This is a genomic window from Arthrobacter sp. 01L42, from assembly GCF_056400005.1.
Genome location: NZ_JBFTSL010000017.1, coordinates 38,664 through 59,589 on the forward strand (window position 1 = coordinate 38,664; position 20,926 = coordinate 59,589).

Annotated in this window: 12 protein-coding genes; 8 read left to right on the forward strand and 4 right to left on the reverse strand. The window is 62.1% G+C overall.

From position 1 onward, the window contains the following. The first annotated feature begins 66 nt into the window (after positions 1–66). The 6 genes from AC1DN2_RS15355 to AC1DN2_RS15380 all read left to right on the forward strand — a co-directional run bounded on the left by AC1DN2_RS15355 (position 67) and on the right by AC1DN2_RS15380 (position 10,600). Entirely contained in the window at positions 67–3,324 is a 3,258-nt protein-coding gene (locus AC1DN2_RS15355) for a glycosyl hydrolase (protein WP_476850987.1), read from the forward strand. 61 nt (positions 3,325–3,385) lie between these two features. Continuing rightward, entirely contained in the window at positions 3,386–4,573 is a 1,188-nt protein-coding gene (locus tag AC1DN2_RS15360) for a Gfo/Idh/MocA family protein (RefSeq protein WP_476850988.1), read from the forward strand. Between the two features lies 1 nt (position 4,574). Beyond that, positions 4,575–5,570, forward strand: a complete 996-nt coding sequence (locus AC1DN2_RS15365) for a sugar phosphate isomerase/epimerase family protein (protein ID WP_476850989.1) — start codon at positions 4,575–4,577, stop codon at positions 5,568–5,570. A 27-nt stretch (positions 5,571–5,597) separates the two neighbouring features. Then, on the forward strand, positions 5,598–7,022 hold the full coding sequence (locus AC1DN2_RS15370) for a carboxylesterase/lipase family protein (RefSeq protein ID WP_476851105.1): 1,425 nt from the start codon (positions 5,598–5,600) through the stop codon (positions 7,020–7,022). 346 nt (positions 7,023–7,368) lie between these two features. Next, positions 7,369–8,898 carry a family 43 glycosylhydrolase gene (locus AC1DN2_RS15375; RefSeq protein ID WP_476850990.1) on the forward strand — a complete coding sequence of 510 codons (1,530 nt, stop codon included), beginning with the start codon at positions 7,369–7,371 and terminating at the stop codon, positions 8,896–8,898. Positions 8,899–9,337: 439 nt separating this feature from the next. After that, positions 9,338–10,600: an ROK family protein gene (locus tag AC1DN2_RS15380; protein ID WP_476850991.1), complete on the forward strand. Its 1,263-nt coding sequence runs from the start codon at positions 9,338–9,340 to the stop codon at positions 10,598–10,600. A 246-nt stretch (positions 10,601–10,846) separates the two neighbouring features. On the opposite strand, the gene AC1DN2_RS15385 is transcribed toward AC1DN2_RS15380, so the two are convergent. The 4 genes from AC1DN2_RS15385 to AC1DN2_RS15400 all read right to left on the reverse strand — a co-directional run bounded on the left by AC1DN2_RS15385 (position 10,847) and on the right by AC1DN2_RS15400 (position 17,115). Beyond that, positions 10,847–12,397: an MFS transporter gene (locus AC1DN2_RS15385; protein WP_476850992.1), complete on the reverse strand. Its 1,551-nt coding sequence runs from the start codon at positions 12,395–12,397 to the stop codon at positions 10,847–10,849. A gap of 969 nt (positions 12,398–13,366) precedes the next feature. Then, positions 13,367–13,510, reverse strand: coding sequence for a hypothetical protein (locus AC1DN2_RS15390; RefSeq protein WP_476850993.1), 144 nt, complete (start codon positions 13,508–13,510; stop codon positions 13,367–13,369). Positions 13,511–13,957: 447 nt separating this feature from the next. Further along, positions 13,958–15,826 carry a glycoside hydrolase family 3 protein gene (locus tag AC1DN2_RS15395; RefSeq protein WP_476850994.1) on the reverse strand — a complete coding sequence of 623 codons (1,869 nt, stop codon included), beginning with the start codon at positions 15,824–15,826 and terminating at the stop codon, positions 13,958–13,960. 83 nt (positions 15,827–15,909) lie between these two features. Further along, entirely contained in the window at positions 15,910–17,115 is a 1,206-nt protein-coding gene (locus AC1DN2_RS15400; RefSeq protein WP_476850995.1) for an ROK family protein, read from the reverse strand. 834 nt (positions 17,116–17,949) lie between these two features. Here AC1DN2_RS15400 and AC1DN2_RS15405 point away from each other — a divergent pair. Next, positions 17,950–19,092 (forward strand): Fic family protein, encoded by a 1,143-nt coding sequence (locus AC1DN2_RS15405; protein WP_476850996.1) that lies wholly within the window; start codon positions 17,950–17,952, stop codon positions 19,090–19,092. A gap of 478 nt (positions 19,093–19,570) precedes the next feature. Further along, positions 19,571–20,899: an MFS transporter gene (locus AC1DN2_RS15410; RefSeq protein ID WP_476850997.1), complete on the forward strand. Its 1,329-nt coding sequence runs from the start codon at positions 19,571–19,573 to the stop codon at positions 20,897–20,899. Positions 20,900–20,926: the final 27 nt, after the last annotated feature.

The window sequence follows — 20,926 nt, forward strand, 5'->3', positions numbered from 1 at the left end:
AAGACCCAAGGAATTACTCATGCCGTCCCGAAACACCTTCGCCGATTCGACAGCGCAGGAACCCCGATGACGGCTCTGGATGCCCTGTGGCGAAGCTTTTGTTCGCCGCCGGACGAGGCACGTCCGCGTGCCTGGTGGCACTGGATGGACGGCAACGTCGACCCCGAGGGCATTCGTCTGGACCTTGACTGGCTGCACCGCGTCGGTGTCCGTGGAGTGCAAATGTTCGACGGCGGCATGGGCACTCCACTCGTCGTCCCGGCAAAAGTGCACCACGGGTCGCGGGAATGGGGAGAGGCGGTGAAACTCGCTGCCGGACGAGCCAGCGAGCTGCGGATGGAGTTCGCCGTGGCCACCTCGGCCGGCTGGAGCGCCGCCGGCGGCCCATGGGTCGCGTCCGCCGACGCTATGAAGAAAGTCGTCTGGTCCGAAACCAGGGTGGAGGGAGGGCGTTCGATCAACCAGCGGCTCACGCCCCTGCCCGATGTCCCCGGCCCCTACCAGGACTGTCCGCGTTGGGGTGCTGATCCTGACTCTCCGGGCCGTTTCGCCCAAGACTGGGCCGTTGTGGCGCTTCCGGCCGCCGCGATTCCCTCCGCGTACTTCCCTGCCGCTGTGGAAGCGTCCCACCCCGTTGGAGATTGGGGATGCATCGTCGACGGTGGCTTCTCGGGATCGGTATCCCTACCGAGGGACCCGGGCCAACGGTCTTCGGCGTGGATCGAGCAGGTGTTCGACGAGCCGGTAACGGTAGCCGCTGTTACGGTCGGCCTTCCGGGGCCCAAGGGGTTCGGTTCGCCGCCCGCGGCCGCCGCAGTCCTTCTGGCAAGCGACGATGGTGTCACATACCGTACGGTTGCCACAGTGGATGTTCCGGAGAACCCGGCGGCTGCCGCGCTTGCAGTGCGGACCGTATCCTTTCCCCCGGTGTCGGCACGCCGGTTCCGGCTCGAGCTTACGGGCGAGAGCCTTGAAGCAGCCATGCCCCGCCTCGCTGAGGGCGTGCGCATTCCACCGATCATGCGCCCCGTGAGCGAGTTTCTCGTCTCCGAGTTCGCACTCTTCGCCGGCGGCCGCGTACATCAGGGCGAACTCAAAGCCGGCTTCGCAGCGGCACCGGACTACTACGCCCTGGACACCGATGAGGCTGCCACCGGGAAAACGGACATTGATGTGTCCTGCGTCGTCGATGTCACGGCGTTTGTAGATGACCAGGGCGTCCTTGACTGGGAAGCGCCTGCAGGGAACTGGTGCATCCTGAGGTTCGGGGCGTCTTTGACCGGCCAGACCAACGGTCCCGCCCAGCCTGACGCCACCGGGCTCGAAGTCGACAAAATGGACGCGGCCAAAGTCCGCCGTTACCTGGACACATACCTCGGCCTGTTTGACGCCGCTCTGGGGGAGGAGCGGCTGGATGCCCTGCTCAGCGACAGCATAGAGTCCGGACCACAGAATTTCACCGATCGCCTTCGGGAACGCTTCCTTGATCTCAGGGGTTATGACCTGCTGCCCTTACTGCCAGCTCTGGCTGGTTACGTAGTGGGAGATTCATCGCGCAGCGACCGGTTCCTGTGGGACTACCGGCGCACTCTGGCGGACCTGATTTCAAGTGAGTACTACGGGACGCTCAGCCAAGAGGCCCACAAGCGAGGAATGATCTACTACGCCGAGGCACTTGAAGACCACCGTCCCCAACTCGGCGGCGATCTCTCCATGCGAAGCCACGCCGACGTCCCCATGGGGGCGATGTGGGTCTTTGACGCCGGGACTGACGAGCCAAAACCAACGTTTATAGCCGACCTGAAGGGTGCCTCATCTGTTGCCCACATCTACGGCAAATCGTTCACCGGCGCGGAATCCATGACGGCTTTGCACCGCCCGTGGAGTTACACGCCGCGCAGGCTCAAGCACGTAGCCGATCTGGAACTCGCCCTTGGGGTTACGAGGTTCTGTATCCATACCTCCCCGCATCAGCCCACTCAGGTTCCGCCACCCGGCATAGGCCTCGCGTCCGTCATAGGCCAGACCTTCATTCGCACTGAACCCTGGGCTGAACTCGCCCGACCGTGGATCGACTATCTTGCCCGCTGCTCATGGCTGCTGAACCAAGGAACGCCGGCGGTTGATGTGGCAGTGTTCATCGGTGAAGAGGCACCGCTCACGGCGCTCTTTGGGGAAGAACCTGACCATTCCGTGCCGTCCGATTTCGACTTCGATTACGTGGATCTTGAGGCGCTTGAGTGCCAGTTCACAGCCCGTGATAATGCTCTTGTTGCTGGCAGCACCACGTACAAGGTGCTTTACCTGGGCGGCTCAAGTCATCGCATGACCGCCAGGGCGCTGCGCCGTCTGGTTGCTTTGGCAGAATCCGGCGTTCCCATCGTGGGGCGACGCCCGGAAAGTTCCCCGTCATTGGCCGATGACCCGGGCGAGTTCCAAAACCTGCGCGAGCAGCTATGGCGTTCACCGAGCGTTGTGGACACCGAGGATCTTTCCTGGGCCATGACGCACCTGGGGTTCCACTCCGGCTTCGTAGTGGAGGAGGAGGATGTACTGCGCGTTGGTCGCAGAATTGCGTCGCAGGAAATCTACTTTGTGGCCAACCCCCGGCCTGAGCCGCGAACGGTCACCATCCGGTCAACGGCCAAGGAGCCGATGGTCCTGTGGAACCCGGTCACGCTCCGCCGGGAAGCGTTGCAGCGAACCGACGACGGCGGCACAGCCGGTGGTGGGGGCCGCTACAGGCTCGAACTGCCGGCCCTGGGCTCGGTGTTCCTCGTTCCGGGTGGACAGGCGGATGAACTGCTGTGCGAAGCAGCGGACGCCATCCGCCTTGACGGTCGGTGGCACCTTTCACTCCCCGGTACGCTCGAGACCGAACTGCCGGATGGGGTCTGCCCGTGGACCGATCTAGGGCCTGAGAGCCAGGCTTTTGCGGGCGTGGGCACGTACTCGACGACCTTCGAGGCCACTCCCGAAACCATCGAGGGGCGTGCGCTTTGTCTGCACGTCGAAGACGTTGGCGACATAGCCCGTGTACGGATCAACGGAACCGACTGCGGGATCATCTGGACCCACCCATGGCGGCTCGACGTCACCGCCGCGGTCCAGCCCGGCCTCAATACAGTCGAGATCGAGGTCGCCAACGCGTGGATGAATCGGCTGATCGCCGAGGCAAAACAACCCAGCGGCGAAATCTTCGCTCCCGTGGCCGAGGTGTACGAAGCTGACGCACCCATGGCCGTCTCCGGTCTGACGGGCCCGGTGGTCCTTCTCGCCTTTGAATCGACCGGCAGCAACGGATATCAAGGCTCCGCTCGATGAACCGGCCGCTACACCTGTCCCGCACCTCAGCTGCCACGGCAGCCGCATCTAAGGACCCCTAATGACCGACTTACTCCAGCAGCAGGATTCTCAGCGCCCCCTGGGCGTGGCGGTGATCGGCTATGCGTTCATGGGCAAGGCGCACTCGAACGCCTGGCGGAACGTTGCCAGCTACTTCGACGTCCCCGCCTTCGAACGGCGCGTCCTCGTCGGACGCGACCCGGCCGGAGTCGCCGAAGCAGCCGCCAAGTACGGCTGGGCCGAGTCCGCCACGGACTGGCGCGAGGTGATAACCCGGGACGACATTCACATCGTCGATATCTGCGCCCCGGGCTGGATGCACGCCGAAATCGCCATCGCCGCTTTGGAGGCCGGTAAGCACGTCCTGGTCGAAAAACCCATGGCCAACACGCTGGCAGAGGCAGAGGCCATGACCGCGGCAGCGCAGGCCGCCCGGGAGCGAGGGGTGCAGTCCATGATCGGGTTTAACTACCGACGCGTGCCCGCCCTGGCCCTGGCCCGGGAACTGATCACGGAGGGCCGGCTCGGCACCATCCGACATGTGCGTGCCGCGTACCTGCAGGACTGGCTCGCCGACGCAACCGCACCCATGAGCTGGCGCTTGCGTAAGGAGACCGCCGGATCCGGGGCTCTCGGCGATATCGCCTCCCACGCCATCGACCAGATCCAATTCCTCACCGGGCAAACGATTCTCGAGGCCTCCGGCGTGCTCAAGACCTTCGTCACACAGCGCCCCGGCCCGAATGGGCCCGAAGACGTCACGGTCGATGACGCCGCCTGGGCGACGTTCTGGCTCACCGGAGACATGAGAGCCTCGGTCGAGGCATCCCGTGTGGCCACCGGGCAGAAGAACAGCCTCCGAATCGAGGTCTACGGCACCAACGGCGCCCTGACCTTCGACCTCGAAAACCTCAACGAACTCAACTTCCATGACGCCACGGTGCCGGTCCGGGAACAGGGCTTCCGGCGGATCCTCGTCAACGAACCCGAGCACCCGTACATTGACGCGTGGTGGCCGCAAGGCCACGTCATCGGCTGGGAACACACGTTCATCCACCAGATCCGCGACTTCCTCACCGCCCTCACTGCGGGCGAGGCGCCCTCTCCGTCGTTTGAAGAAGGCCTCCAGGTACAGCGCATCCTCACCGCCATCGAAAAATCAGCCAAAGGCAAGAGCACGCTTACCCAGGTTGAGCACAGGTCGTTGGCCACAGTTGAAGGAGCCTGACATGTCCCGCCCGTACACCCTGTTCACCGGCCAGTGGGCCGACCTGCCCTTCGAGGAAGTCGCGCGCCTGGCCTCCGGCTGGGGCTACGACGGCCTGGAAATCGCCGTCTCCGGCGACCACCTGGACGCCTGGCGCTGGGACGAACCCGGCTACGTCGAGTCCAAGCTGGCCGTGCTGGAGAAGTACAACCTCAAGGTCTGGGCCATCTCCAACCACCTCAAGGGCCAGGCGGTGTGCGATGACCCGATCGACTTCCGGCACGAGGCGATCGTCGGGGCCAGGGTCTGGGGCGACGGCGAGCCCGAAGGCGTCCGCCAACGCGCGGCCGAGGAAATGAAACACACCGCCCGGCTCGCCAAGGCCCTCGGCGTCGACACCGTGGTCGGGTTCACCGGGTCCTCGATCTGGCAGTACGTCGCGATGTTCCCGCCCGTGCCGGAGAAGGTCATCGAGGCCGGCTACCAGGACTTCGCCGACCGCTGGAACCCCATCCTGGACGTCTTCGACCAGTGCGGTGTCCGCTTCGCGCACGAGGTCCACCCCTCCGAGATCGCCTACGACTACTGGACCACCGTCCGCACCCTCGAGGCGATCGGGCACCGGGAGGCCTTCGGCCTGAACTGGGACCCGTCGCACTTCATGTGGCAGGGCATCGACCCCGTCTCCTTCATCTGGGACTTCAAGGACAGGATCTACCACGTGGACTGCAAGGACACGAAGCTGCGCCCCACCGGCCGGAACACCGTGTTGGGCTCGCACCTGCCCTGGGGCGACCCGCGCCGCGGCTGGGACTTCGTCTCTGCCGGCCGCGGCGACGTGCCCTGGGAATCCTCATTCCGCGCACTGGCAGCCATCGGCTACGACGGCCCCCTCTCGATCGAATGGGAAGACGCCGGCATGGACCGGCTCCACGGCGCCCCCGAAGCCCTCGCCAACCTCAAGAAGTTTGACTTCCCCGCGTCCCAGACCAGCTTTGACGCCGCTTTCGGCAGCTAAGACAGGAACCAGATCGTGATATCCGATATGCCCATTGTTCAGACAGCCGAAGGAAGGGTCCGCGGACGTTGGCGCGCGGGTTCTGCGGCTTTCCTTAATATTCCATATGCTCAGCCGCCAGTGAACGACTTGCGCTTTGAGGCACCTGTGCCTCCGACGGCTTGGGGTGGAGTACGTGACGCATTGGAGTACGGACCAACACCTCAGCGGCGCGGGCTGGGCCCGGTGACAACAATTCCTGAACCATCGATCCTTGGCCCAGACATCCTCAACCTCAATGTATTCGCGCCAGGTCCTTTTGAGGTGGCCGGCCCGGGGTCAGGACTTCCCGTCCTGGTATGGATTCACGGAGGCGGCTTCATCGCGGGCAGCCCCGCTAGTCCTTGGTACGACGGCGCAGCCTTCAACCGCAGTGGAGTCATAGTCGTGACTATCTCCTACCGGCTGGGTTTCGAAGGTTTTGGCTGGTTGCCGGATGCACCACTCAACCGGGGCATGCTTGACTGCATCGCGGCGCTGCAATGGGTGCAAAGCAACATCACGGCATTCGGGGGAGACCCGCGCCGCGTCACCGTTGGAGGTCAATCCGCAGGCGGTGGAGCAGTACTGGCACTCATGAAAAGACATGATGCCGTGGGGCTGTTCTCACAGGCGCTAATCATGTCGGGCTCGTCTATGTCAGTGAGTCCGGAATCGGCAATGGAAACAACTGACCGGGTTGCTGAGAGGCTGGGTATTGGGGTGTCAAAACGCGGGTTCGCTTCGGTTTCTGAAGAGGCACTGCTCGATGCCCAGCTAAGTCCACTACCCGCCGGGGACGGAACCCCTGTGGAGCGAGCCATGGCGGTAGCAAGTTTCATCGCGAATTCACGTGAGTACGGACCCGTTGAAGAGGGGCTGGACAAATCGGTCCCTAACGACGTTCCCACGCTGATTGGCGCTACTCGGGACGAATTTTCCGGCTTTATCAGAGGCGTGGCCGCGGATGTGAACCTTATGAAGCCCCAGACAGCGCTTGACAAGCTTGGAGCCAAACCAGCCATCACCGACGCGTACTTGGAAGCATCAAATGCACCGTCTGTCTCCTGGTTGGCAGAAGCATATTTGAACGACTCACTGTTTCGTCACGTCATACCGCGGATGGCGGCACAATCCAAGTCACCGGTCTGGGCATACCAATTTCAGTGGGAAGCACCTACAGGATTCGCCGGACATTGCATCGACCTGCCGTTCGCCTTCAACAGATTGGAATCCATTGGAGTTCGAGAGGTACTTGGGAACGAGCCTCCCGCGGAGCTTGCCGCATGTATGCACTCCTGCATTGCCACGTTTTGTGCGACGGGCAACCCCGGGTGGAACCCCATCACAGGGACCGGCCCAGTCATGATCTTTGACCGCGAATCCGGGGTCACGCTCGAAGACCCGTATGAAACGGCCCGCGTCTTCATTTGACCGAGTAGAGGCCACGGTAAGACCCACTTCAGCCCGGCTGATTGCGCCTAGTCACCAAGAACCTGACAGTGGGCCCGCACATCGGTCACCGTGTGGAGTCATTAGGCTGGCCTCCAAAAATCCGTCACCGGACCAATCACGATCTTTGACCGAACATCCGGCGTTACCACCGTAAACCCTTATACAACAGCCCGCGTTTTCATCTGAGACCATCCGCCCGGAGCCCATCCTGCGCGATGGGTTGGACGGACATGGCCGCGGAATTCTAAATCGTCCGGAAGTCCGGCAACAACGAAGGGATTATTCTATGGAAAACCCAACCGCCCACATGCCAGGAGGGAAGGTCTTGGCAGCACGCGCAGGGGGACTGGAAGGTCAGCGCCGCGCGGACCTCGGAGACGGAACCTACCTCAATCCGGTCTTCGCGGGAGACCACCCGGACCCCGCAATCCTGCGCGATGGGGATGACTACTATGTGACCTTCTCATCCTTCGAATCCACCCCAGGGCTCATCATCTGGCACTCGCGGGACCTGCTGAACTGGCAACCCCTTGGGTCGGCCCTGCCTACGCCGATTGGCAACGTCTTCGCGGTTGACATGTGCAAGGTCGGTGACAGGTTCTTCATCTACATACCGATCATTCCCACCGCCGTATCGCCGGATCCCACTGCCCCTGTGCTGATCTACGTAATCCATGCCGAGAACATGGCAGGACCATGGAGCGAGCCCGTCAGCTTGGGCATCGAAGGGCATATCGATCCGGGGCACGTTATCGGAGAGGACGGCAACCGCTACCTGTTCCTCAGCGGCGTCAGCCGCGTACGGCTCACTGCCGACGGACTAGCCACAAACGGACCGGTGGAGCACGTCTACGACGGCTGGCGCTACCCCGACGAGTGGGTCACGGAGGCCTACGCGCTGGAAGGGCCCAAGTTGACCCGTCGTGGGGAATGGTTCTACCTTACGACGGCGGTGGGCGGCACCTCGGGTCCACCCACCGGGCACATGGTCACAGTCGCCCGCTCCCGCTCCGTGAACGGGCCGTGGGAGGATTGCCCCCGCAACCCCATCATCAGGACCTGGGACGCGGATGAGCCATGGTGGAGCAAGGGCCATGCCACCTTGTTCGAGGGTCCGAACGGTCAATGGTGGAGCATCTATCATGGCTACGAAAACGGGTTTGCGACGCTGGGCCGGCAGACGCTGCTGGAACCCATTGAGTGGGAGGACGACGGGTGGCCCCGAGCAGCCGGAGGAGACCTCTCGACCGCTCTGCCCGCGCCCCTCCCCCCCGCAGCCCTGGCAACCGATCGGACCCACGGCTCGCCGTTGTCCGACGATTTTTCCACAGAGCGTTTTGGTGTCCAGTGGTCGTTCCACGCCCCGGCCAAGGACGAGTATCTCCGTGTGTCCTTTGATGAGGGGCTGGTTCTGCAAGCGCGGGGAGCGAGCCCATCGGACAGCTCACCGCTGACCTGCATCGTGGGCGACCGGAGCTACGAGATCAGCGTGGAGATGGAACTTCGGGACGGCGCCCAAGGCGGGCTGTTGCTGTACTACAGCGACCGCCTCTTCTGCGGAATGGGCCACGACGGTACCCACATGACCAGCTTCCGGGCCGGAAGGGCTATCCCGTACTGGCGGGAACCAGCGCCGGCTTCTCAAACGGTGCACCTGCGCATAGTCAACGACAATCACATCGTCACCCAGTACTACAGCACCGACGGGACCGAGTGGACCAGACATGGGCTGCGTTTCAACGTTGCCGGCTACAACACCAACACCGCCGACGAGCTCCTCAGCCTGCGCCCAGCGCTGTTCGCAACCGGCGCGGGAGCGGTGAGGTTCAGGAACTTCACCTACCGTGCCTTTTAGGCTGAGCTATATTAGGGCGAGTAGCGCTGGCCGGTCGACCGAACCAGGCGGCGGTCAGGACAATAAGTGCGGCGCACGTCCGTAGCAACGATATTGCGCTCCAATCCAAACGCGGTGTCGCCCGGCGCCGGTAGCTACGTCGTAGAGCCTATCCATCGTTCCCTTTTAGGCTTCCTCGGCAGCGGGTAGGGATCTCTGCACGGCAACACGCCGTGATTGCTTCGGCACCCACGGAAGCTTTTGGGGCTTTTCCTAGTCCCACCCGAAGATCTCCTTGCTCGCCTCACTCACTGCTTTGATCCATTTTTTGTGTTTGCAAATCCGGCGGAAGGCATTTGTTCACTATGGCATTATTTTTTCGACCATTCATGAATGGGGTGGGTCCCGACATCACAGGTTCCCCTACTTGGTCCTCGCTGCTGTGGAAGAGTGTTCAAGCATGACGACAGAGTCCACGCTCCGCTTCGGAGCCCAAACGGATGAAGTGACGAGCCTGCTGCGGATCGTCAACATGGTCCGCACTGGTGAGGCGACCACCCGTCCGGAAATCGGCAAAGTGACTGGCCTTGGCCGCGGCGTGGTTTCCCAGCGTGTGGATCAGGCAATCAAGATGGGCCTCTTGGCCGACGGTGAATTCGGAGCCTCTTCCGGTGGCCGCCAACCTCGGAAGCTCCGATTTCGCGCTGAACAGGGACTTATTGTCGTTTGTGCTCTGGGAGCCCTGCACGTCAGGGTGGGCATTGCCGGGCTGGACGGCGACATCCTGGAGCACATGCACCGTAACTGGGACATTTCCCGTGGGCCAGGGGAAACCATTGACATCGTGATGTCGATGGTGGACGACCTGCTGGAGAAGGGGAACAAACAACCCGTGTGGAGCGTTGTGGTGGGGCTTCCCGGACCCGTGGACTTCTCCACCGGACGGCCTGTGGCACCGGCCATCATGCCAGGATGGAACGATTTCGACGTCCGCACACCCTTCGAGGAGCGATACGATGCACCCGTTTGGGTGGACAATGACGTGAATCTCCTGGCGCTGGGTGAAGGCGCCCGCCGCCGGGAGGTGCCTACGGACTTGATCTACTGCAAAATCGGGTTGGGTATGGGCGCCGGACTGTTGTCCGAGGGACGAATGCATCGCGGGGCAAACGGTGCTGCCGGCGACATCGGGCATGTCAGAGTCGCAGGCTCTGATGCCCAATGCCGCTGCGGGAAGATCGGCTGCCTGGAAGCGGTTGCCGGCGGATGGGCGTTGGTGCGCGACGCAGAGTCGGCGATCGGGCATGGAGCACAAGGCCCACTGGCCAGCAGGGCCGGAAAAGCGCCCTTGATACCTGAGGACATTACCTTGGCCGCGGCAGAAGGGGACCCGCTGGCAATCGCCCTCATCCGGAAATCGGCACAGGTGGCAGGAGAAGCCATATCGACCCTGGTGAATATGTTCAACCCCGGAGTCATCGTCATAGGCGGCGTGATGGCCTCTGCTGGGGAAGTCTTCCTTTCTGAAGTCCGGCAGAGAATCTACGAACTATCTCTTCCGCTGGCCACGCGCGACCTCATCGTCCTCCAGTCCGCCAATGACGAACGAGAACCTTTACGGGGCGGAGTCGAACTGGCCCGCGAGCAACTCTTCGACGTAACCTTCCCACGCTGGTTCGCCCACGGCCGGCCGTCCCCAGAAGGAGTAAAAGCCACAGCTTAGTCCTGCATCGATCAGCGCATCTCTTGTCTTCAATCACGGGCTGTGCAGCAGACTTTCCTGGCATGCGCCGTATCAACTCTGAGGGCGAGAATTTTACGGCTTTAGCGCAGTGAAGCGCTGGCTGCGTAGTTAGCAGATTAGACCGAAAGGTTGCAGCCGTGCGCAAATTAGGTGGTGGCATGAGAATCATCAATAGCGTCCACCGAAGGAACGCCGTGCGAAAACACGGGCAATCCGCCAGGCATTTCAGACCTTTGCTTGCATTGCCACATCGGCAGGTTCGATGCCAGTGGCCACAGGTTCGTCGGAAAGGCTTCCATTGGGCAGCATCAACGCTGCAACCAACCCTAGGACATAAACTCCCGCCAACGCGAGGAAGACCGGCGAGAAAACGTTGTGATATATGGTCGCGATCGCGGACTGCACGGCAAAATCGGCAGCGTGAACTGATGCTGGTGTAAGGGTACGGGCGTCAAGTCCGTCTGGAAGGAGCGCCGCGACGCCAAATCCGACGACGCCGCCGACGACGGCTGACCCGATGGTCGAGCCGATCTGGCCGCTAAGGCCCGCGATTGCGGTCGAAGCACCGAGTTCACTGCGAGGCGCAGCGCTTTGCACAATTGCGACCGCCAAGCTCATGAATGCCCCGGTGCCAAGTCCAACAAAAGCCATGATTGCCGCTGGCAACCACAGCGGTGCGCCCTCCGGGAGAACGGACATTGTCCCAAGTCCCAGCGCTCCCATGGCTGTGCCAACGATGGGAAAGGCGCGGTACCGACCTGTCCGGGACACGATCCACCCTGTCAGGAGGTTACTCACCAGCATTCCAAAAACGGTGGCGATGGGTACCAGACCTGAGAGCGTCGCGCTTACGCCGTACGCCATTTGAAAATAGGTGGGTAGGTAGGCTGTGGCGGAGATGAGGCCCGCCCCCATGACCGCCGACAGGCCTACCCCTGCAGCGAAGGTGCGATCGTGAAACATGTGCACAGGGATGATGGGCGTTCCCTGGCCACGCTCTACGACGACGAGCCCGCCCAGCGCAACGGCGCCCACTCCGATGGCGATCCAAGCTGATAGCTCTGCTGTGCTGAACCATGCTACGGCGACAACGACCGACACTAGGACGACCGTGAGCAGTAGAGCGCCGATCAGATCGAATGGCCGCCCCCCGACCGGTTGAATGTGGGGGACGGCGATCACTGCCAGGAGGAGTGCGGCGAGCCCCGCGGGGACGTTAATCCAGAACACCCACTGCCAGCCCCAGTGGTCCGTGATCAGGCCCCCCAGAAGCGGCCCGATGAGGATTGCGACGGGGAACGCGGAGCCAATGAGAGAAAGATATCGCGGGCGTTGTCGTGCGGTCGTGACTTCCGCAACAATCGTTTGAGACATGAGTTGCAGGCCAGCAGCGCTCATCCCTTGGAGGACTCGCGCACTTACGAGTTGCATCATGTCGTGTGCGAGGCCGCACGCAAATGAAGATACGACAAAGGCGGCAAGGGCAATGAGGAACACTCGTCGCGGTCCGGTTCGGTCACCCAGCCCGCCGAGGATGGGCACAAGCACCGTGCTGGCGAGCGTGTAGCCCACGACGACCCAGCTCATTCGCTCAAGGGCTCCTAGTTCACCGGCGACAGTAGCAAGCGATGTCGAAACGATGGTGTGGTCGAGTGCACCGAGGAATGATACAGCTAGCAGCGCCGCGATCAGCAGCCGTAGGCGGGTGGAAGAGAGGGGCGGTGTGCCGGGGCCCAGCGCGAGCGAACGGCCAGGTGATGGAGTGGAAGCGGACATGACGGGTCCTTTCGAGAGTTCAGAAAGGTCCTTGGGTTTCCAGCCCGGATCGTGCCACCGAACCACGGGAGGCGGCACAACCGCGCCGACAGAGGGTCGGCCAAGACGAATGTCAGGAATACTATGCGAAGAGAACGCTGGCGGGCAAGTCAGCGGGCCCGGAAATCCGCGGAATTATCCGCCTAGGGGGTACCTCAGACCCGTCGACCATTCCACGGGCCGTGCTGTTGCCCGGCGCGGCGCCGAACAGGCCCGGATCCCCGTAACGGCGCGGACTTCAGCGTCCAGGCAGCCGAAACCGGGGGATGCGTATCAACGGATCTAATCTGCAGATTCTGCAATAGGATCCTCCGCTTGTCATAATCGCTGCTATCGCAGCGATTTCGTAAAGCTGGCGGGTTTCAGCTGCAGCGTGAGCGGCCTGCCTGGCGGGGGAGAGGTTCAGGCCTGTGTGACCTGGCGGAGGTACTGCAGGGGTGGTGACGTCGACTTTCCATGGCTCTTGGTCGTTGGATGATTCCTCGGTCACCTCGGCGGCAGTCCAAACTCACGGCGCAGGTCATCGCCGCTGACCGTGTTCCCTTCTGCGATGTCGCGCCCGGCCTGTTCCATCTCTGTCCTGATGTCCAGCTGCGACAGCCGAAGTGTGCCGCTGACGGTACCCCTTCGAGTCCTATGCGCTGTCCGCGCAAGCATTCGGGCGTTATGCGTCATGTTGGTTGGGCAGGACTCGGTCCCGGGTTCGTAGGTGACTCTTAGGAATTGAATACTGAGGTCATAAGACGGGATGAGGCGCCCATCGAGAAGGAGTTCAGGCCTCTCGTTTTCCCGCTGAAGCCCGGGTAGGCGCCAGGCTTCGGGCCGGAGAGTGATGAGGGTGGCAGCGGTATCAGGCAGGTGTAAAGGGGGTGCTCTGTCTGGTTGTGTCGGCGTTTCATCCATGTCGAAGCGGATGGTTCGGGCCGCCGCTTACGCGGCCTCCTTGTGGGACTTAGCGCGGGCCTCGATCTCCTTCACGGTGTGGTGGAACGCCTTCACGAGGACGCTCTTGCCGATGGTTCCGAGAACGACTTCCAGAAACCGTCCGCGCAGGTTCTTACCCTCACGGGTCACTACTGGCGGGTGTCGCGCTCGGGCGGGGCATCGGGTACCTACTCGTCCCGACTTAGGGGGTATGAGTCTGCTGATGGCACGGTTAGGCACTCGTCTCCGCTCTGGGGCTCCTCCAAAGCGATGACTTCAAGGGAAAGAGGAAGCTCCGCGCGTGGGAACAGGCCGCCGCCCGTTAGCGGGAAGGAAGCGCTGGCTTCCGCTTCATACAAATTGCAGGACACAAGTCCTCCTTCAATAGGTTGACCGGCGAGTACGCACGGAATTGCCGTTTACGTGGTTTCTGCCAGATCCCACGGCCTGCTTACAGTTCTCGTCTGGTACAGCGGAAGCTTCCACCCGACCGCACATAGCGTTGATTGCTAGCGCTGGTCCTGCAAGGAGTTCCACGGCCGGCCGAGGGGCGTCAATCTGGGGTGTGATCCACCAGCCGGGCGTGCTCCGGAAGTTCTAAGCCATGGACTCACTGGATTGAACGGTGGTCGGTTGAGGTTTCAGCGAAAGCCCGGCGCCGACGGGAAACAGGGGGTTTGCAGTGTCGGATCCTACGTCGGGATGGCTCGCTCTTACTTCTTCCATTGAGCTGGGCAGCTCGAACGGAAGTCGTCCCACCGGTTCGATGCGGCCGGTCAGAGCATCCAGAACTGCTTTATCGGAGGCACCGTATTCACCGACGATCGCTGCGCAGTGGTCTACGAGCGGTGTAAGAATCGCGGCACGTTCCAAATGAACGATGAGGATGACGGGTACTTTTGCGGCCAGTTCTGCGATGCGGGTGACCGTTTCGGCCGGGAAGTCGAGGCTGCCTTGATGGGCGCCGGCTTCGAGGAAGTAAGTTGAACGTGGCTCGTATGGCGTGTTGACCCTTACGAGGGCAACGTCGGCTTCTTCCGGTGCGCTTACCGCGACAAGTCCGGCGTCAGCTGCGGCGGTCACGCCGACACCGTCAAGGAACGTTCTCGTGCCTGGGAGCAGGGGCAGGGAAGCGTCATTGGCAAGTACCGTGACCGATCGGGCCTGCGCTTGATGCCCGGCGGCGATGGCATCTGCAGCGCCGACGGCCAGCGCCACGTTCTCTTCGTCGACATAGGGGTCATCAAAGAGCCCTAGCTGGAATTTGACGTCCAGGATGCGACGGGCCGATTCGTCGATGCGCGCTTCGGTCAGTCGTCCCGCTTTAACGAGTGACTGGAGCACCTCCACGGCAGTTTCCCCGCCGAACTGGTCGACTCCGGCATGGAGGGCGAGCTCGGCGCGCTCTGCGCGGTCGAGGTGTTCGACGCCCCACGCCTTTGCTGGCCAGGGCAGTCCGCCGACTTCGATATCGGTGAGGATCGCCCAGTCTGTGACCACGACTCCGTCGAATTTCAGTCGTTCGCGTAGGAGTGTGGTGATCATGGTGCGATTGAAGCCGAAGGCCACTTCTTCGACCGGGATGCCCTCCCATGTAAGGGCTATGGGCATCCCGTAGTAGGGCATGATGGAGCATACGCCTGACTCAATTGCTGCGACAAAGGGTTGGAGGTGGTCGTCGAATCTGCCGCCCGGGTAGACCTGCTCGCGGCCGTAGGGGAAGTGCGGGTCCTCGCCGTCTTTTTGGGGACCTCCGCCGGGGAAATGTTTGGCGATGGCGGCAACGCTGTGCGGGCCCAGTTTCTCTCCCTGCAATCCGCGCAGGAAGGCTTGAACGAATGCGCTGACCTGTTGCGGGTCCTGCCCGAACGTCTGCAGCTGACGTGACCACCGGGGGTCGGTTGCCAGATCGATCTGGGGATGGATTGCGGTGGATATACCGATTGCGCGGTACTCGCGCCGGACGATTTCTCCAAGGTGTTCGAACAGGCCCGGGTCGCCGATGGCGGCAAGGCCGAGGGTTTCGGGCCATTGTGACAGGTCTCCGGCCGCTTGTGCCATTCCCTCCGTTTGGGAGAACCCGTGGCGCGGATCACTGGAAATGGTCACCGGGATTCCGTGCGGGGTTTGCTCGGCCAGTTCCTGCAGCGCGTTGTGCCAGCGCGCAGTGTCGCGTGCCGACCTCAGGTGGGTCACATTGAAGTGATTCATGAACTTGCCGTGGACCAAATCACGGGCAGAGCCTGTTCCCACATGCCCTGGGTCGTCGTGATCCCCTGGCTCCCCGACATGAATCACCGTGTGGAACAGCAGCCCAATCTTCTCGTCAAGGCTCAATCGCCCCAGCAGGTCAGAGACGCGCTTTTCAACCGGAAGCCGCGGATCCTCATAGGGATCCATTACCCCGTTGCCGTTCAGGTCGCGGTACGGCGTTCCGTCGGGGGAAAGGAGGTTGGGGGTGCGCATAGGAAGTCCTGTCAGATCATGAATCGCCTATCTGCGATCTCCACATCAGCTTAGCAGGACTTATGTGCGCGAAGCACAAATGCCTAAGCTAGAAGAGCTTGCAACTCGGCGGCACGGGCCCCCGGGCTTCCAGCCGGAAGCCACCGCGCCAAGGCTTCGGGTTGCAGCACGCCATCGAGGGCAAGCCTGCCTGCACCTGAGAGCCCGTAGTCGTATGGCAGGGCAGAGGCACGCACCGTGAGCTGTTCGGTGGACAGCGGAGTCCCGCGCCGTTTGATCATGGCGGTGAACTCCTCAAGAATCTGCCCTCCTGTGCGAAGAATGCCCCCTCCGAGGACGACTTCGCCGGGGTTCACGAAGTTGACCAGGTCGGCGATGACGCCTCCCAGCGAGTTGGAGGCATCGCGAAGGACCTTCAGGACTGTTTCGTCACCGGCGCGCGCCCGCAGGCCAAGTTCCTCCAGCGTTGGAGTTATCGGGTTTTTAGATGAGCCCGGCGGCGCCACCGAATCTGCCGCGGCGACGCGTGCTAGGACGGCCCATCCTCCGGCAACGGCTTCCAGGCATCCGGTAAGGCCGCACCGGCACTGCGCGCCGGGGTCCTCCGTTACTCGGATGTGCCCGATTGCGCCCGCCCCTCCACGGTCACCGCGGAGCACGCGCCCGCCTGAAATGACACCCGCTCCTACATCCACTCCAACCTCCACGAAGAGCATGTCCCGCCGGGAACCACCGCCTGCGTTCCACTCGGCCAATGCCATGAGGTGCACGTGGTTATCGACCCACACGGGTGCGTCGATAATGCTTCGCAGCCACATTCGGGGATTGAACCCGTCCCACCCCGGCATTACTGACGGAGCTATGATCCGCCCGGTGCTGAATTCCACCGGTCCGGGCACTCCAATGGCCACCGCCCATGGCCGATGTGAAGAAGAGCGAATTCGACGGCGCATCAGGGACGCGAGGCGCTGCATGGTTTGCTCAGGTCCTTTTTCGAGTCGCCACGCCTCCTGCTCGGTACCCGTTATCGCCCCTGCCGCATCAACGGAGGCCACGGTCAGTTCGGTCGAACCGATTAATGCGGCCAGTACGGTACCAGCCCTCGGGTTTACCGAAAGCGTTTGGGGCTGTCGGCCCCCACCCGACGGAGCCAGTCCCGTTTCTTCAAGAAGGCCAACCTCCAGCAGTTGCGCCACGCGCTGCGTAACGGCCTTCCGGCCCAGTCCGCTGTCTGCCACCAGCTGCGGACGCGTTTTGGACGCACCGCGCCGGATCAGGTCCAGCAGCATGGCACTGTGGGAAACGTCCGGATCGGCAGGCCACAGTACGGCCGTGTCCTGACTCAAAGGGTTCTGCATGGATCCTCTGCTCTTGGAAGTCTTTTGGGGGAGGTGCGCGTAGGCAGCACAAGCGTATGTCAGGCATCAGTGGAGAGAGATATGCGTATCAGGAATACTAATGCGCGTTGAGAACAAAAGTGTCATCATGGAAAACAGGCCCTAGGGAGTGTTGCCATGAGGGCACGCAGGTTCCAGCGGTAGCCGATCCGGCGGTGTTCAGGCATCTGGGTCTTCTAGGGTGGCGACGCGGCATGTGATCATCTGCCGCACTGTTTCTGCTTGAAGTCCGACGATACCGATGCGTGGAGGCCGATGGTCGAAGAGTACGAGTGACCGACCTGCGTCTGCACGCACGCCGGATGGTTCCGTCGTCATCGCCGCAACAGCTGCCTCACCTGAGGAAACGCCCGATTTCGTCAAGGAACGGGGGTCTCGCAGCTACATCTACTCCCGTGGTTTAAGAGCCGATAATGAAGATTCCGTCAAGCTACAGCGACGTCCGGATATGGCGCAACGACGGACCCGGTGAGGAAAGGGCGATAGCCGGCAGTTCGACGATCTGTACTCGGTGTTGCTACTGAGTGTCCACATTCTGACCATTTCGCGGCCACGGCTTTTCGGGTGCCGGGCGCTGAGGTTCTAGCCCGCGCAGATTTGTCAGAGTCGTCGAAGCAGCACCGTTCAGACTCGTTGGAGCCGGCCAGGGCGTAGCGCTGATGTTTACTTAGTGTTGCGATTGCCGTAGATTGATGTTTACTTAGCATCATCAGTAGAGGAAGCATCATGTTCGTAGCACCAGCGCTCGACGAGAAAGAGCTTGCTGTTCGAGCCGAGATCGAAGATCTCGCTCTGCAGCTCCGTATGCACGTTCGCAGCGGCAACCGTTGGACGGGTGCGCTGCGCAGGTCTACCTTGGCGCGCAACGTTCAGGGCTCGAACAGCATCGAGGGAATCCTTGCCAGCGTCGATGAAGTCGGCGCGATCGCCGCGGGGGAGATTCCAGCGACTGTAGACCAGGAGACTGAGAAGGCTCTCGCTGGATACCAGCTCGCGATGACATACGTGCTGCAGCTTGCGAAGGGCGAGTTTGAGCTGGACTCGTCTCTGATCCGGAGTCTTCACTTCATGACGACGTCGTACGACATGACGAAGTGGCCGGGCCGGTACAGAGTTGGTCCCGTATACGTGATCCAGGAAGCGACCGGAGACATTGCCCACGAGGGTGCGCCCGGCGAAGGGCTCACAGAGCTGATGAAGTCGTTCGCGGCCGCAGCTCTCGGCGGTGACGATCCGTTGTTCGCGGCCGCGATGGCACACCTGAACTTCGTGCTCATCCACCCGTTCAAGGACGGTAACGGCCGGATGGCGCGCATCATCCAGAGTCTAGCTCTGGCGCGCGAAAGCGAAGTGGCTCCTGTGTTCATGGGGATCGAGGAGTACCTCGGTCGCCGGACACAGGCGTACTACGATGTGCTCGCGAAGGTGGGCCAGGGTGACTACAGCAAAGCCGACTACGACCCTGAGCTTGCAAGACCGTGGGTCCGGTTCATGCTCACCGCGCACCTGAACCAGGCGCTCGAGATCGAGCAGCGCATCATGTCGGCAGGGAAAGCCGCCCAGGCGATGGAGACGCTAGTCGAGCACACGGGCCTTCCTGAACGAGTGGTGCAGGCTCTGTACAGTGCTATGTTCGGCAACACGGTGACGCGGGCCCGCTACATGGATGCTCTCGACGAGGCCGGTGAACCGGTCTCGGAACAGACTGCCTCGCGTGACCTCGGCGCTCTTGGCAAGGAGGGGCTGCTCATCGCCCACGGCGACAAGCGCGGCCGCTACTACGCTCCGAGCGAGATCGTCAAGGCGGCTTCTCGTGAGGCCGGGCTCGGCTACAGGTGGCGAGACATCGACCCGTTCGAGGTGAAGTAAGCAGCGCGCCAAAACACAGAACCCCCGCAGTCTCCGAAGAGGCTGCGGGGGTTCTTGGGTTAGTCGGTCATTTGCGGGGCCTGCGGAAACACCGGATTCGTTGATGCACGGGAGTTCTCGGACCTACTTCTACTCCCGTGGGTTTAACGCCGATAACGGACGTTACGTAAAGTAAGCAGGCTGATAGTTGCATGCAACGCACATTTCATTGGAGCTGGCTGCCCGTCATATGGCACGGCGGGCCCGCCGGCGCCGTTGCGGCCACCATCGATGTGCACGGAGTCCAGGCCGCGCAGCAACCCCTCCAACACTGCGAATATCCAACTATTTTTGCAGGAAGTCTTGCAAAAATCTGAGTACTACTGCAATATTTATTGCAGTTGCTCTTGGGGGAGGAACCCAGCTCACAGCTCATTTTGCTTCGACACCGTTCAGGTGTTCCTATCGCGCCGTTCAGGCAATATATAGAGAGGTTGCCATGACAACCACCCGAGCAAGTGATTCACCTACCGTCGAGACAATGTCGCTCACGGGGACCAGCCGCCGGCGCGTTATTGCCGCATCTATGGCGGGCACCTTCGTCGAGTGGTACGACTACGCCGTCTATGGCTACTTCGCAACCTACATCGCGGGGACCTTTTTTACGAAGGCGAATGCCGATACGGCGCTGCTTGAAGCTTTTGCCGTTTTCGGAATCGCTTTCGCTGCACGCCCGATCGGCGGAGCCATCGCCGGACACTTCGGAGACCGGGTCGGTCGCAAGCACACACTCATGATCCTCGTTGTGACGACCTCCGTGGCTACTGCAGCCATCGGGCTGTTGCCGACGTATGACCAGATCGGCGCCGGAGCGGCTGTCCTGCTGGTTGCCGCACGGCTCCTGCAGGGCCTGGCCGCCAGCGGCGAATATGCCGGCGCCGGTGCACTCGTCATTGAGTACGCTTCCCCAAAATGGCGCGGCGCACTGGGGGCCACGATCGAACTGGCGACCCTGGTCGGGTTCCTTGTCGGCTCGCTCACCGCAACCGTCATGCAGTTCACCCTCGGGGCCGAGGCTATGCAGGAAGGCTTATGGAGGATCCCGTTCCTCGCCGCACTGCCCCTGGGCCTGATCGGACTGTACATCCGGCTCAAGCTTGACGACAGCCCGGCCTTCCGGGCGCTGAAGTCCGACGATAAGGTTGCCAAGATCCCGGCAGCCGAGTTGTTCACTAACCGCAGGTACCTCGGCCAGATGGCGCGGATCATGGGAATTGGAGCCAGCGGCTTCGTTTCGTACTACACAATTCTCACTTTCTATCCGGCCTATGTAGCGAGCCAGAAACTCGTTCAAGGTCCGGAAGCCTCGCTGTGCACCACATTGACCCTGGCCTGGATGATCGCCATACAGATACCGGCAGGCGCCCTTTCTGACATCGTTGGACGCCGGCGGATCATGATGGCTGCACAGGGACTGTTTATCGTGGCGGGCGTGCCGCTCTTCCTTCTCATGATGCAAGGAGGATTCGCCGCCGTCCTCCTCGCACAGATGGCACTGGGCACGATCCTCGCCCTCGTCCTGGGTGCGCAGACAGCCACCTATCAGGAACTCTTCCCCACCCGCGTGCGGGTCAGCGGAGTCTCCATCGGACAGGGACTGACCGCGGCACTCTTTGGCGGCACCGCCAGCTACCTCGCACTGTGGCTCACCGTCCAGTTCCACACGCCTTTGGCCGCCGTTATCTATATGGCGCTCGTAGCCGCCCTCTCCTTCATGACCTGGGTCTTCACGAAGGAAACCGCACGACAGGACCTGCAGGCCACGTAAGCCTGACCAGCCAACACACACCAGGAG

Bases quoted from the DNA above. Each gene is read 5' to 3' on its own strand.
- AC1DN2_RS15400 (WP_476850995.1), bottom strand. From the start codon at position 17,115: ATGCTGCTGGACCTGATCCGGCGCGGTGCGTCCAAAACGCGTCCGCAG.
- AC1DN2_RS15355 (WP_476850987.1), top strand. From the start codon at position 67: ATGACGGCTCTGGATGCCCTGTGGCGAAGCTTTTGTTCGCCGCCGGAC.
- AC1DN2_RS15405 (WP_476850996.1), top strand. From the start codon at position 17,950: ATGTTCGTAGCACCAGCGCTCGACGAGAAAGAGCTTGCTGTTCGAGCC.
- AC1DN2_RS15395 (WP_476850994.1), bottom strand. From the start codon at position 15,826: ATGCGCACCCCCAACCTCCTTTCCCCCGACGGAACGCCGTACCGCGAC.
- AC1DN2_RS15370 (WP_476851105.1), top strand. From the start codon at position 5,598: ATGCCCATTGTTCAGACAGCCGAAGGAAGGGTCCGCGGACGTTGGCGC.
- AC1DN2_RS15365 (WP_476850989.1), top strand. From the start codon at position 4,575: ATGTCCCGCCCGTACACCCTGTTCACCGGCCAGTGGGCCGACCTGCCC.
- AC1DN2_RS15385 (WP_476850992.1), bottom strand. From the start codon at position 12,397: ATGTCCGCTTCCACTCCATCACCTGGCCGTTCGCTCGCGCTGGGCCCC.
- AC1DN2_RS15410 (WP_476850997.1), top strand. From the start codon at position 19,571: ATGACAACCACCCGAGCAAGTGATTCACCTACCGTCGAGACAATGTCG.
- AC1DN2_RS15380 (WP_476850991.1), top strand. From the start codon at position 9,338: ATGACGACAGAGTCCACGCTCCGCTTCGGAGCCCAAACGGATGAAGTG.
- AC1DN2_RS15360 (WP_476850988.1), top strand. From the start codon at position 3,386: ATGACCGACTTACTCCAGCAGCAGGATTCTCAGCGCCCCCTGGGCGTG.